At 70.8% G+C, this 13,338-nt stretch carries 13 protein-coding genes; 8 read left to right on the forward strand and 5 right to left on the reverse strand.

Annotation, left to right across the window (positions count from 1 at the left end; translation table 11 throughout):
• Window positions 1-178: 178 nt before the first annotated feature.
• Window positions 179-1,378 (reverse strand): cell division protein ZapE, encoded by a 1,200-nt coding sequence (zapE, locus tag ABZT49_RS18205; RefSeq protein ID WP_355287760.1) that lies wholly within the window; start codon window positions 1,376-1,378, stop codon window positions 179-181.
• Window positions 1,379-1,593: 215 nt separating this feature from the next.
• On the opposite strand from zapE, the gene ABZT49_RS18210 reads away from it, so the two are divergent.
• A complete protein-coding gene (locus ABZT49_RS18210; protein ID WP_355287762.1) occupies window positions 1,594-2,184 on the forward strand; it encodes a GNAT family N-acetyltransferase in 591 nt (196 codons plus the stop codon).
• A 144-nt stretch (window positions 2,185-2,328) separates the two neighbouring features.
• Complete coding sequence (locus tag ABZT49_RS18215; protein WP_355287764.1) at window positions 2,329-2,535, forward strand: hypothetical protein; 207 nt, start codon at window positions 2,329-2,331, stop codon at window positions 2,533-2,535.
• 98 nt (window positions 2,536-2,633) lie between these two features.
• Here the strand turns inward: ABZT49_RS18215 and ABZT49_RS18220 are convergent, their stop codons facing one another.
• On the reverse strand, window positions 2,634-3,686 hold the full coding sequence (locus ABZT49_RS18220) for a phosphotransferase (protein ID WP_355287766.1): 1,053 nt from the start codon (window positions 3,684-3,686) through the stop codon (window positions 2,634-2,636).
• 175 nt (window positions 3,687-3,861) lie between these two features.
• Between ABZT49_RS18220 and ABZT49_RS18225 the strand changes: the two genes are divergently transcribed.
• From ABZT49_RS18225 to ABZT49_RS18240, 4 genes are all read left to right on the forward strand, one after another.
• Window positions 3,862-4,464: a hypothetical protein gene (locus ABZT49_RS18225; protein WP_355287768.1), complete on the forward strand. Its 603-nt coding sequence runs from the start codon at window positions 3,862-3,864 to the stop codon at window positions 4,462-4,464.
• Between the two features lie 353 nt (window positions 4,465-4,817).
• On the forward strand, window positions 4,818-6,125 hold the full coding sequence (rlmN, locus tag ABZT49_RS18230) for a 23S rRNA (adenine(2503)-C(2))-methyltransferase RlmN (RefSeq protein ID WP_355287770.1): 1,308 nt from the start codon (window positions 4,818-4,820) through the stop codon (window positions 6,123-6,125).
• Window positions 6,126-6,134: 9 nt separating this feature from the next.
• A complete protein-coding gene (locus ABZT49_RS18235) occupies window positions 6,135-6,644 on the forward strand; it encodes a hypothetical protein (protein WP_355287772.1) in 510 nt (169 codons plus the stop codon).
• 174 nt (window positions 6,645-6,818) lie between these two features.
• Window positions 6,819-8,351, forward strand: coding sequence for a sensor domain-containing diguanylate cyclase (locus ABZT49_RS18240; protein WP_355287773.1), 1,533 nt, complete (start codon window positions 6,819-6,821; stop codon window positions 8,349-8,351).
• 19 nt (window positions 8,352-8,370) lie between these two features.
• On the opposite strand, the gene ABZT49_RS18245 is transcribed toward ABZT49_RS18240, so the two are convergent.
• The 3 genes from ABZT49_RS18245 to ABZT49_RS18255 form a co-directional block, all read right to left on the reverse strand.
• Window positions 8,371-9,006, reverse strand: a complete 636-nt coding sequence (locus tag ABZT49_RS18245; protein WP_355287775.1) for a LysE family translocator — start codon at window positions 9,004-9,006, stop codon at window positions 8,371-8,373.
• A gap of 130 nt (window positions 9,007-9,136) precedes the next feature.
• Window positions 9,137-10,414 carry a porin gene (locus tag ABZT49_RS18250; protein ID WP_407943527.1) on the reverse strand — a complete coding sequence of 426 codons (1,278 nt, stop codon included), beginning with the start codon at window positions 10,412-10,414 and terminating at the stop codon, window positions 9,137-9,139.
• A 314-nt stretch (window positions 10,415-10,728) separates the two neighbouring features.
• Complete coding sequence (locus tag ABZT49_RS18255) at window positions 10,729-11,607, reverse strand: LysR substrate-binding domain-containing protein (RefSeq protein ID WP_355287777.1); 879 nt, start codon at window positions 11,605-11,607, stop codon at window positions 10,729-10,731.
• Between the two features lie 105 nt (window positions 11,608-11,712).
• On the opposite strand from ABZT49_RS18255, the gene ABZT49_RS18260 reads away from it, so the two are divergent.
• On the forward strand, window positions 11,713-11,979 hold the full coding sequence (locus ABZT49_RS18260; RefSeq protein WP_355287779.1) for a DUF1127 domain-containing protein: 267 nt from the start codon (window positions 11,713-11,715) through the stop codon (window positions 11,977-11,979).
• A gap of 111 nt (window positions 11,980-12,090) precedes the next feature.
• Window positions 12,091-13,221: a zinc-dependent alcohol dehydrogenase family protein gene (locus ABZT49_RS18265; RefSeq protein WP_355287781.1), complete on the forward strand. Its 1,131-nt coding sequence runs from the start codon at window positions 12,091-12,093 to the stop codon at window positions 13,219-13,221.
• Window positions 13,222-13,338: the final 117 nt, after the last annotated feature.

A 13,338-nucleotide genomic window follows, 5' to 3' on the forward strand; every position in this document is an offset into this window, starting at 1 on the left:
GAGGGGGTCATCGGGGGCCTCGGGAACGGTCTAACAGAGAGAATGCGCCACCGCTTCGGCGCGCGAAATGCGGCGCTATCAAGAAGCGGGCCTCGCACCGCCACCGTCGGACGGGCCCGTTCGACGGTGGCGGCCAAGCCCGAACGGGCGCCGGCGCTGATGCGAAGACACGAGAGTATTACGTCTCCACCAGCCCCGTCGTGCTGCCCGAGGCCTCCGAATCCGGCCGTCCATGCGGCAGGGCGAGGTATTCCTCCGAGCGCATCTCGATCAGGCGCGAGACCGTGCGCTCGAACTCGAACGCCTCGCGGCCGGAATCGGCGAGGTAGAGTCCGGTCGGCTCAGCGGCGGCGGAGGCGAGCAGCTTGGTGCGGGTGTCGTAGAGCGCGTCGACCAGGATGATGAAGCGCTTGGCCTCGTTGCGCTGGGGCATGTCCATCACCGGAATCTCTTCGACGATCACGGTGTGGAAGCGCTCGGCGAGCGCGAGGTAGTCGGCGGCGCCCAGCGGCCGGGCGCAGAGATCCGCGAAGGTGAAGCGGGCGACGCCGCCCGCGGCCTCGGGGATCGCCACGTCGTGGCCCTTGACCTGGATCGTCGTCGGCCGGCCCTGAGGCTCGCCGGACAGCGCCCGGAAGGCGCCGGTGAGCGCGGCCTGCGCCGCCGCATCCGCCGGCACGTGGTAGACCGGGCTGCCGCCGAGTTTCTCGAGGCGGAAATCGGTGCGCGAATCGAGCCGCACCACCGCGACCCGCTCCTTCAGCTGCTCGATGAAGGGCAGGAACAGGGCGCGGTTCAACCCGCCCTCGTAGAGCCGGTCGGGCTCGACGTTCGAGGTCGCCACCATCACCACGCCGCGGGCGAAGAGCGCGGTGAACAGCCGCCCGAGGATCATCGCGTCGGCGATGTCGGTGACGGTGAACTCGTCGAAGCAGAGGAGCCGCGCCTCCGCCGCCAGCGCCTCGGCCACCGGCTGGATCGGGTCGTCGCCTCTAGCGGTCCCCTGCTTCACCGCCTGGCGGTGACGGTGGATGCGCTCGTGCACGTCGCCCATGAAGGCGTGGAAATGGACCCGGCGCTTCGGGCCGGGCGCCGCCTCGTGGAAGAGGTCCATCAGCATGGTCTTGCCGCGGCCGACGAGACCCCAGACGTAGAGGCCGCGCGGGCCGGCGACCGGCTCCGGTCTGCGGCCGAACAGCCGGCCGAGGACGCCGGGGCTCGCCGGTGGCGGCGCCTCGGCCAGGTCGCGGATCACGCCGTCGAGGTGAGCGACGAGGCCGGTCTGGGCGAGATCGCGCTCGATCGCGCCCGACTCGACCAGGGCGTCGTAGCGGGCGGCGACCGGGCCGCGGGCGGTGGAAGCGGGGCTTTGGGTCACCGGGGCGGCTTATCGCGCGGGCGTGGTCCGTGCAATCCGCGCGGATCCCGGCAATGCGGTCAGATCATGACGGGTGCATGCGCCGGCGGCACGGCCGTTGTGCCGTGCAGCATCGGAACGCCGTCCCCATCTCCCGCATTGCACAATCCCGGTCGGCGACCGGGATGGGGAAACGCTCGAGATCGTGCCGTCACCGTTCGGAGCACACCTCGAGAATGCAAGATCGCCTCCAGCCTACCCGACTCCCCGCCGGCATCCTGGTCCGGCGCCTCTGGTCGAGCGACCGCGACGCGGTCGTGTCGCTGTTTAAAGGCCTCGACCCGGATTCCCGCTTCGACCGTTTCATGGGCGCGGTGAGCGAGGCCCGGGCCGCGTCCTACGCGGCGCAGGCCGTCGCCGCTGAGGGCCGGATCTTCGGCGCCTTCATCGACGGCGCCCTGCGCGGCGTCGGCGAGCTGCGCCCCGCGGGCAATGACGCCGAGGCCGAGATCGCCTTCGCGGTGGCGCCCGGCCATCGCGGCCGCGGTCTCGGCGCCGCGCTCGGCCAGCGCCTCCTTGATGCCGCCCGCAACGGCGGCACGCGCCGGCTGCACCTGCGCTGCCTGCCCGGCAACCGGCGGATGCGGGCGCTCGCCCGGCGTCTCGGCGCTGAAGTGCGCCTCGGCGGCCGGGAGGTCCACGCCGTCCTGGCGCTCAGCCCGCCGACGCTGTTCTCGCTCTGGCGCGAGGGCATGGACGGGGTGTTCGACGTCGCGGCGGCCTCCGCGGCGTGCGCGGCCGCCTGGCCGGGCCTGCCGGTGATCTGACGCCGTCTCGGCTGGCGCGGGGCAACGACCTGTGGAGGGTTGAACAAAGTCTTAATCGGGGCCTGGACCTGCCACGATCCGGCCCCGACCGCGCCGGATTGTCGGGCTCAAACGAAGATCAAGACCAGAGGAGGGGACATCCCGATGCAGCCCGTCCGTACCCCGCGCGGCGAGGAGACCGCCGCCCAGAGCCAGTCGGATCTGGAGCGCTCCGTCGCGGCGGCGCTCCGCACCATCGCGGCGGTCCAGGCGGAGCGCAGCGCCCCGCCGGTCCGCTCCGCCCGCCTGCGGCTCGCGACGATCTACGGCGTCACCCGCCTCCAGCGCCGCCGCGAGCGCGAGGCGGGCTAAGCAGATTTCGCAAAAGTAGCCGCCGGTTTTGCGACAAAAATCTGCGATATGACAAGAAGCTAAGCGGACGAAGCGTTGGCCTGCCAACGCAAGTCTGCTTAGCCCCGCGCCAGTTCCCAGCCCCGCTCGGCCAGCGCGATGCCGAGCGCGCCCTTCTGGCTCGCCTCGTCGCTCGACGCGTTGCCGGCCTGCGCGCGGGCGAGCACGCCCTCCAAGATCACCGCGAGGCGGAACAGCGCGAAGGCGACGTGGAACGGGGTGATGCCGTCGCGGCGCCCGGTGCGCTCGCAGTAGCGGCGCACGTACTCGTCCTGGGTGGGGATGCCGAGGGCGGGCAGGTCGCGCCCAAGCATGCCGCGATAGGCCGACGGGTCGGTGTTGTAGGCGATGCAGTTGTAGCCGAGATCGGCGAGCGGGTGGCCGAGGGTCGCCAGCTCCCAGTCGATGATGCCGATCACCCGCGGCTCGGTCTTGTGGAAGATCATGTTGTCGAGGCGGAAATCGCCGTGGACGATCCGGGTCTCGTCGCTGTCGGCCGGGATATGGGCCGGCAGCCACTCGGCCAGCCGGTCGATGCCTGGGTTCTCGCGGGTCTTCGAGGCGACCCACTGCTTCGACCAGCGCTCGATCTGGCGCTGGAAGTAGTTGCCGGCACGGCCGAAATCGGAAAGGCCGACCGCCGAAGGCTCGACCAGGTGGAGGCGCGCCAGCGCCTCGTTCATGCCGTGATAGATCCCCGCCCGCTCCTCGCGCGGCAGCTCCGGCAGCATCGGGTCCCAGAACACCCGGCCGTGCAGCCGCTCCATCAGGTAGAACGGCGTGCCGACGACGCTCGCGTCGGCGCAGTAGGCCACCGCCTGCGGCACCGGCACGTCGGTGCGCGAGAGCGCCTGCAGCACCCGGAACTCCCGGTCGACCGCGTGGGCGGAGGGCAGGAGCTTGCCCGGCGGCTGCTTCCTCAGCACGTACTCGCCGGCCTCGGCCATCACCAGGAAGGTCGGGTTCGACTGCCCGCCGCGCATCTGGCGTAGTTCGTTCAGCCGCCCCAGCCCCGCTTGCGCGAGGAACGCCTCCAGCGCCTCGGTCGGGAAGCGGTGCGCCTCGCGCACCGGGATGGTCTCGGGCAGGTCCGACGGGGATGGGGCGTTCATGCGACCTTCGCGGCCTCTCAAGCGGGCGTTTCCTCGCCGAACCATGCCCCACCGGCGGCTCCGGGTCATTCGTGCAGTGCAGCAAATCGGCGGCGAGGCGCTGTACCCCACTGATTTCGCCGCATTTTCCGGCAATCGGGTGGGCAAGCGCACACTCCACGATTAGAATGCCCGCATGATTCGCGCATCCCTCCTCGCCGCCCTCGGCCTGCTCGCCCTCGCCCTGCCCGCCGATGCCCGGCAAAAGCCCAAGGCGGAGGCCGCGCCCGCGAGCCTCCAGGCCAGCCCGATCGGCACCTTCGGCGACTGGAACGTCTTCGCCGCCGGCGAGGGCAAGTCGCGCATCTGCTACGCCATCAGCCAGCCGCAGGTGCGCCTGCCGAAGAGCCTCAAGCGCGATCCGGCCTACCTCTTCGTCACCGTGCGCAAGGGCGAGAAGGTCAACAACGAGGTCGCGGTGATGCTGGGCTTCGCGCCGAAGCCCGGCAGCGGCCAAGCCACCACCACCGCCGCGGCGAACGGCGCGGTGCCGGCCCCGGCTGCCAGCGCCTCCGATCCGAGCCTCGCGATCGGCTCGGCCCGCTACGCGCTGGTGGTGAAAGGCGCCAATGCCTGGGTGCAGAACCCGGCTGACGAGAGCAAGGTCGTGGCCGAGATGAGCCGCGGCAAGAAGGTCGTCGTCAAGGCCGTCTCGCAGCGCGGCAACGCCTCGACCGACGAGTACGCCCTCGACGGCTTCGGCGAGGCGATGAAGCGCACGCGCGAGGAGTGCAAGTAGCGCCCAGGCTCTGCATCGTCCCGGGGCTCAGGGCACGACCGTGATGCGAGAGCCTGTTCGTACGGGCCGACAGACGTGACATCCTCCGTGTCATCCCGGGGCCGCGAAAGCGGAACCCGGGATCCATAACCGCCGAGATCTCAGGACGAAGCGGAACGCGATCCGCCTGATTCGGCATCGTCAGCGGTTATGGATCCCGGGTTCTCGACTGCGCCGAGCCCCGGGATGGCGAGGTGGGATTCAGCGGCATCGGTGGTCTGCGCTCGACGCGATGTCCCACCGCCCCATCGCGTTCCGGCCCGAATACCCCTATATGCGGCCGTAATCCGTTTCATTCGAAGGTCTGTAAACTCATGGCGACGGCGTCGTTCGACACCGCCCGGCGCGGGGAAGGCGCCGTACCAGCAGCGCAAGGTCCGGCGATCGAGAAGACGCCCGAGATCCGTCCCGAGGCGCTGGAGACCACCGGTCCGACCTCCCTCGTCGGCCTGACCCGCGAGGCCCTGAAGGGCAGGCTCGCGGCCGTGGGCGTGCCCGAGCGCGAGCAGCGCATGCGCGCCGGCCAGCTCTGGCACTGGATCAACGTGCGCGGCGCCTCGTCCTTCGACGAGATGACAAATGTCAGCAAGGTGCTGAAAGGTCAGCTCGCCGGTATCCACACCCTCGACCGGCCGGAGGTGGTGAGCGAGCAGGTGTCGCGCGATGGCACCCGCAAGTGGCTGATCCGCATGCCGCCGACCGGCCGGCACGACCACAACCGCGGCGCCGAGATCGAGTGCGTCTACATCCCGGCCAACGACCGCGGCACGCTCTGCGTCTCGTCGCAGGTCGGCTGCACCCTGACCTGCTCGTTCTGCCACACCGGCACGCAGCGCCTGGTGCGCAACCTGTCGTGCCAGGAGATCGTCTCGCAGCTGGTGGTCGCCCGCGACCGCCTCGGCGACTGGCCCGGCAAGACCCCGCCGAAGGGCGCCTTCGTGCCGGTCGACGGCTCGCGCTTCGTCTCGAACATCGTCTTCATGGGCATGGGCGAGCCGCTCTACAACGTCGACAGCGTCATCGACGCGGTCGGCGTGATGAGCGACCACGAGGGCCTCGGCCTGTCGCGCCGGCGCATCACCGTCTCGACCTCCGGCGTGGTGCCGCAATTCGAGCGCCTCGGCCTCGAGGCCAACGCCATGCTGGCGATCTCGCTCCACGCCGTGCGCGACGACCTGCGCAACGAGCTGGTGCCGCTCAACCGCAAGTATCCGATCCGCGACCTGCTCCAGGCCTGCCGTGACTATCCGGGCGTGTCGAACGCGCGGCGCATCACCTTCGAATACGTGATGCTGAAGGGCGTCAACGATTCCGACGCCGAGGCACGCGAACTGGTGCGCCTGCTCAAGGGCATCCCGGCCAAGATCAACCTGATCCCGTTCAATCCCTGGCCCGGCTCGAAGTACGAGTGCTCGGACTGGGAGCGGATCGAGCGCTTCTCCGAGATCGTGTTCAATGCCGGCTACGCCTCGCCGGTGCGCACGCCGCGGGGCCGGGACATCCTGGCGGCCTGCGGCCAGCTCAAGAGCGAGACCGAGAAGCTGCGTGCCCGCGCCCGGCTGATGCTCGAGGAGGGCATCGGCGCCGAGGGCGTCTACGCCGCCGCGCACGACGACGACTGAGCCGGCCCGATGTCCCTCGGCCGCCTCCTCGCCGTCGCGACCGCGCTCCTGATGGCGGTCGCCTGCGGCGCCCTCGCCCTCGGTATCGGCGTCGTCATGGACCCGGTCCTGCGCGACCTCATGGGCACCCTCGGCCTGTCGGGGCTGGAGGCCGTGCTGTCGGACCTCGCCGAGGGCTACGCCCCCGACCCCGCGATGGTCGAGGGGGCGGTGAGCCTCGGGCGCGCCATCCTGCTCCTCGTCGCGGTGCCGCCGGCGCTCAACGCGGTCGTCGGCGAGGTGCTGGGCTGGCGCTCCCTCGCCTGGTACGGCGGCGCCACCGGGCTCCTCACGGCGCTCTTGCCCTGGCTGATGCGCGGCGGCGCCGGGCCCGCAAGGGCCGGGATCGAGGCCGGGGAGGGGCGGGTGACGGCGATCCTGTTCTGCGCCGGCGGCATCGCCGGCCTGATCTACTGGCTCGGCGCCGGGCGCTTCGCCGGGCGCGGGGCCGCGACGATGTGGGCGGCGCCGCGGCGGTGAGCCGGCGCCCACCCTGCCCTTGGGTTTGTGTCAATCATCTCACACGTTACCGCAGTCGCCGGCTGGTCGGATCTGTGGAAGACGGACGGGACAAGTGGGTTCGTGAGAGTCTCGTTTAGACTCGCGGGGGCACGGTCGAGTTCCTCCTGACGTCTTTCCGAGAGACTCCGCCCGATGCCGTCGCCGCGCCGCCTCCTTGCCGCGATCAAGACTGTCCGGGTCTGGATCGTGCTCGGCGTGCTGGCTCCCCTGGGGATGCTGCTCGTCTCCGCCTTCATGCTCTACGAGCTGCGGCGGGAGATGTGGGCCCGGTCCGAGGACACCTCCCGCAACCTGCTGCAGGTGATCGAGACCGACATCGCCCGCAACGTCGAGATCATGGACCTCGCCCTGCAGGGCGTAATCGCCAAGATCGCGAGCCCGCACCTCGTCGATGCGTCGGAGCCGCTGCTTCAGCTGGTCTTGTTCGACCGCGTCGTGACCGCCGACGGCATGGGTATCCTGGTGCTGTTCGACGAGCACGGCACCGGCCTCCTGAACTCGCACTATCCGGCGAGGGCCGGCGGCTCCTTCGCCGACCGGGACTACTTCCAGGTCCACCAGCGCAACCCGGATGCTGGGCTCTACATCAGCAAGCCCTACCTGTCGCGGATGTCGGGCGCTTACACGGTCGCGTTCAGCCGGCGCATCACGAAAGCGGACGGGTCGTTCGGCGGCGTTGCGGTCGCGACGCTGAAGCTGTCCCACTTCACCCAGATCCTGTCCCAGATCGACCTCGGCCGGAACGGCAGCATCAACCTGATCCGCCAGGACGGCATCCGGATCATGCGCTACCCCTACGACGTGCGCGACGTCGGCGCCGACGTGTCGGGCGGCTCCAACTTCCAGCGCTTCATCCGGGAGGGGAAGGGACGCTTCTCCGAGCGGGCGAACCGGGACGGCGTCCACCGGCTGTTCACCTTCACGCAGGTCGGCGCGTTCCCCCTCGTCCTGTCGATCGGGCTCAGCACCGAGGAGATCGAGGCTGGGTGGCGCGCCAAGGCGCTGATGATCGGCCTCACCCTGCTCGCCCTGTTCGGCCTCGCGGTGCTGTTGGCGCTGCTGTGCGGGCGGGAGTTGCGGCGGCGCGAGGCGGTCGAGGCCGAGCTCGCCCGCCTGTCGATGACCGATGGGCTGACCGGGCTGCCGAACCGGCGCCGCTTCGACGAGGCCTTGGCGGTGGCCCTGAAGGCTTCGTCCCGCAGCGGTCAGCCCGTCGGGCTGCTGATCGTCGATGCCGACCATTTCAAGCGCTTCAACGACCGCTACGGCCACGCGGTCGGCGACGAGATCCTGCGCGGGCTGGCGCGCTGCCTGTCGGCTTGCATCCACAGGCCGCACGACCTCGTCTGCCGGATCGGCGGTGAGGAATTCGGCGTGATCCTGCCGGGTACCGACGCGGAGGGGGCGGCGCGGGTCGCCGAGCGCCTGCACGAGGAAGTGGCGACCCTGGCGGTGGCCTCCGCCGGCCTCAGCCCCGGCGCGGTGACGGTGAGCATCGGCCTCGCGGAGGCCGCAGGCGGCGCGCAGGCCGAGCTCTACCGGGCGGCCGACACCGCGCTCTACGCCGCCAAGAGCGCCGGCCGCAACCGCACCTGCCGGGCCGAGGCGCGGCCGACGGCGCCCCGTCTGCGCCTCGTCGCAGGGGTGGACACCGCCGCCTCCTGACGGGTCGGGCAGGCGTCGGTCAGCGCACCGTCAGCAGGATGCGGGCCGCGAAGGTGCCGAACAGCCCGGCGAACAGCCAGTCGATCCCCCGCATCAGCCGCGGCCGCGCCTGGAGCGCGCCGGTGACCCGGGCGGCGCCGAGCACCATCAGGATCCCGAGCGGCAGCGTCAGGCCCACGAAGGTAAGGCCCAGGAAGGCGAGCTGGCCGGTCGGGTCGGGGGCGTCGGCGCGCACGAATTGCGGCAGGAAGGTGAGGAAGAACAGCACCACCTTGGGGTTGGTGAGGTTGACGCCGAGGCCGAGCCAGAAGGTGCGCCACAGGCCGCTCCGCACCCTCTCGGCCCGGACGGTGAGGGACGAGCCGCGGCGCAGCGCGTCGACCGCCAGCCAGGCGAGGTAGAGCGCCCCCACCACCTTCAGCACTGTGAAGGCGGTGGCCGAGGCGGCGATCAGCGCCGAGATGCCGAGCACGGCGGCCAGCGTGTGGATCAGGGTGCCGAGGCTCGTACCCAGCACCGTCACGATCCCGGCACGCCGCCCCGACCCGATGGTGCGGGCGAGCGTCAGGCTCATGTCGGGTCCGGGCGTGACGAACAGCACCAGGCAGGCGGCGAGATAGGCGAGCAGCGTCGGGGTATCGGGCAGGAAGCTCATCGGGCGGGCTCCGGGGAGACTGCTCGGGTCTGTAATCCTGCCCGAGCCCAGCGCAAGCCGCTTGAAACGCAAGGCGCCCGCCCGGGGATGCCGGGCGGGCGCGAAGGGACGCCAGGTGATCGGGGGGGTGTTAGAAGGTGATGCCGCCCTCGATCATGTAGCGGTCCTGCGCGGTGCGGTTGCCGGTGCGGCCGAACCCGGTGCCGAGCGTGCCGAAGGCGAGGTCGCCGCGGGTGATGTCGTAGAGCTGGACCCGCGAATACTCGCCGCGGACGAAGAAGCGGTCGAAGGTGAAAGTCGGGGTGACGGTGAAGGACAGGGCCGAGCTGCCCGCGCCGTAGAGCAGGCTGGTGCCGCCCGAGAACCGGTCGCCGGTCTGGGCGATGTACTCGACGCGGCCGGCGAGCGCGAAGTTGTCGGTGAAGGTGTAGCTGGCCAGAACCGCGCCGCCATAGGTCGAGGCGCCCTCGACGATGCCGATCCGGTTGTCCCGCGCGACGTTCGTGTACTGGAAGTAGGGCGTGATCGTCCACGGCCCGTTCGAGTAGGTGTAGTTGACCGACAGGATCCCGCTATTCTGCTGGAACAGCGGCGTCGCGTAGGAGTAGCGCAGGCTGCGCGACAGCACGTCGGTGCGATCGAGGTTGACGCCGCCGTTGATGCCGAAGGTGTTGTTGTCGTCGAGCTTGTAGGTGACGGCGCCGGTCAGCCAGCTGATGTTGCCGGAGAAGAACCCGTCGGTGCCGGCCACCGAGGCCGACCACGGGCCGTCGCTGTAGTTCACCTGCACGCCGTGGTTGATGATGTTCTCCTGGTTGAACAGGAGGCCACGGGAGATGTTCAGGTTCTGGAAGGTGAACGGCGCCTCAGTGCCGATCAGGGTCGGCATCCGGCCGCCCTGGATCGACCATTGGTCGTTGAACACGTACTTGCCGAAGGCGACCGGCAGGGGCGTGAACAGCAGGTCGGTCTGGTCGAGGGCGCTGTAGTTGAGGAAGCCGAGGGCCGGGATCGCGTAGGCGCCGGCCTGGACGTAGAACTGGAACGGCCCGTCGGCCTTCTGGATCCAGCCCTGGATGTTGGTGAAGTCGACCCGGGCCGCCCGGTCGCTCGGCAGCGGCGCGGCCGAGAACGGGAACGGATTGGTCTGGGTGTAGGCGTAGCCAGTGAGCGCGCCGCCGACATAGATGTCGCCGAAGCCGCCGAGGATGAAGCAGGACGGGTTCGGGTTCGGCTTGATCACGCCGCCATAGGCCGGCAGCGACAGGGTCGCCTTGCAGTGCTCGACAACGGCCACCGGGGCAGGGGCCGGGGCGGCCAGGTCGGCGGCCAGGGCGGACCCTGTCGACAGCAGGGCGACGGTCAGGCTGCTGAGGGTGAAGCGCATTGCCACGGTCGGGAAGTCCATCTGGGGCCGGCTCGGCGGGTGCCGACGCTGGCCGGGTCCAACTGCGGTCAAGCTGGCAGTGTGGCCGCATCGTGGCAAAACCTTTTATTGTGCGTTTGCTCAAAAATTGGGCAATCTAGGCTCTGTTGCGAGCGTGTATCCGGCTCCGTGTCTTTCGCGCAACGCAGGTGGATACTTGGACGCCGTACGAATGACGCTGCCTCACGGCACTTCTGCGCTGGGGCAAGCCTGCACGAGGGGCAGGCAATGCACTATCCTGCGATTCCGCTACGTCATGCTTCCGGGCGATCGCGGTGTGCCCCGGGATCGGGGGATTACGGCTCCTCGGCCAGCATTCGCCGCAGCCAGTCGATGAAGGCGGAGGCGGCGGGCGAGAGCGGACGGTCCGCTGCCGGCACCGCCGCGAAGCCGTTCGGGAAGCGGTGGAGGCCGCAGGGCGCGACGAGGCGGCCCGCCGCGAGGTCGTCGCGCACCAGCACCTGCTCCACCAGGGCGACGCCGAGGCCCGACAAAGCGGCCTCGATGCACAGGCCGTTATGCGGGAAGGCGATATCGCGCTCCGCCGCGACGCGCAGGCCCGTCGCCGCCTCCCAGGCCGGCCAGGAATGCGGGGTGTATTCGTGCACGATCCGGGTCCCGGCGGCGAGCCGCCCGTCCCGCATCCGCACCGGGTAGTCGGGCGCGCAGACCACCCCGAAGGCAACGTCGCCGAGGCGGATCGCTCGCGTCTCGTCGCGGATCGGGTGGGCGAGCCGGTCCCAGGTCAGCACCAGGTCGGCGCCGTCGTCGCGGGTCTCCCGGGCCGAGGTCATCGAGAGGCGCACCTGCACCGTCGGCCGCTCGCGGTAGAAGCCCGACAGCCGCGGCACCAGCCAGCGCATCGCGAAGGTCGCCCCGCAGGCGAGGTGGACATTGGCGCCGCGCCCGGCATCGCGCAGCCGCCCGTAGCCCCGCTCCAGGTCGTCGAGCACCCCCGCCACCACGCTCCGGAACGCCTCGCCGGCGGGGGTGAGCCGCAGGCCCGTGCCGGCCTTCTCGAACAGGGCGGTGCCGGCCTGATCCTGCAGCGCCCGCACCTGGCGCGACACCGCCCCGTGGGTGCGCCCGAGTTCATGAGCGGCCTTCGTCACCGAGCCGAGGCGCGCCGCGGCCTCGAAGGCGCGCAGCGAGGAGAGCGGCGGCAGCTGGCGCATGACGGACCCTGTGAGTTTTACGCACGAAGCGGGGTGAAGAACTCAATATACGGCGGCGCCCGTCCCGGGTAGCTCTGCCTTGCCAGAGAGAGAAGGAGACCTGCCGTGGCCGCCACCGTCATCCCGTTCCCGATGCCCCGCACCGCCGGCGCCCCGCGGAGCCTGACCGTGAGCCGCGCGCACGAACCGCGCCTCGCCGGCGTGGCGATCCTGCGGGGCTGGTTCCGGCGATGGAGCGCCCGCCGCAGCCTCGCCCGCGACCTCCCCTTCATGACCGACGAGACCCTGGCCGATGTCGGCCTCACCCGGGCGGAGGCGCGCGCCGAGGCGGGGCGCCCGTTCTGGCGGGCCGGCCTGCCGGATGTCGCCTGAGCACGACGCGGCGTCGCGCCCTGCGCCCGCGGCCGGTTGACCGGCCGCGGTGCCGCTGCCAGCCTGCTCTGCGCCGGGGCCGGGAAGACGCCCCGCTGGGAGGATCCTGTCGTGTCCCACCGCGTCCGCGCCGCCATCCTGCACCACGCTCCCGTCGGGCGGCCCTATGCCGAGAGCCGGCCGCTGCGCATCGAGACGATTGAGCTCGATCCGCCGGGGCCGGACGAGGTGCTGGTCAAGATCGCCGGCGCCGGCCTGTGCCATTCCGACCTCTCGGTCATCAACGGCGACCGTGTGCGACCGGTGCCGGTGGCGCTCGGGCACGAGGCCTCAGGCATCGTCGAGGAGCTGGGACCCGGCGTCACCGACCTGAAGCGCGGCGACCACGTGGTGATGTCCTTCGTGCCGACCTGCGGCGGCTGCGCGCCCTGCCGCGAGGGGCGCGGCGCCCTGTGCGAGCCGGGCAATGCCGCCAATGCCAAGGGCACGCTGCTGTCGGGCGCGCGTCGCATCCGCTGCGACGGGGCCGAGGTGAGCCATCACAGCGGCGTCTCGGCCTTCGGCGAGTATGCGGTGATCTCGCGCCGCTCGATCGTGAAGATCGACCCCGAGGTGCCCCTCGTCGAGGCGGCCCTGTTCGGCTGCGCGGTGATGACCGGCGTCGGCGCGGTGGTGAATACCTGCCGGGTGCAGATGGGCCAGAGCGTCGCGGTGGTGGGTCTCGGCGGCGTCGGCCTCTCGGCTTTGATCGGCGCGGTCGCCTGCGGGGCCGGCCGCGTCGTCGCGGTGGATCTCTCGGAGGACAAGCTCCGGGTCGCCCGCGAGCTCGGCGCCACCGACACCTTCCTCGCCTCCGATCCCGACGCGGTCGCGGCGATCCGCGACGCCACCGACGGCGGCGTCGACTACGCCCTCGAGATGGCCGGCTCGGTCAAGGCCTTCGACACCGCCTACCGGATCACCCGCCGCGGCGGCACCACGGCGACCGCCGGCCTCGCCAACCCGAACCACAGCTTCACCTTGCCGCCGGTCGGCCTCGTCGGCGAGGAGCGGGTGGTGCGCGGCAGCTACATGGGCTCCTGCGTCCCGGCCCGCGACATCCCGCGCTACATCGCGATGTACCGCCAGGGCCGCCTGCCGGTGGACAAGCTGATGACCGGCACCCTCACCCTCGACCAGATCAACGAGGGCTTCGACCGGCTCGACCGCGGCGAGGCGATCCGGCAGGTGATCGCGATGTGAGGCATTGGTTTGCCCGACGGATCTGGGATTGGGATTGCCCCGTTTCTGATACTGCTGGCGAATGCAGCGGCTCAGACAGCTTGACTGATGAGGCGAGCGAAGGGTGATCGGCGGGTC

The sequence above is a fragment of the Methylobacterium sp. EM32 genome (assembly GCF_040593685.1).
Classification (GTDB): Bacteria; Pseudomonadota; Alphaproteobacteria; order Rhizobiales; family Beijerinckiaceae; genus Methylobacterium.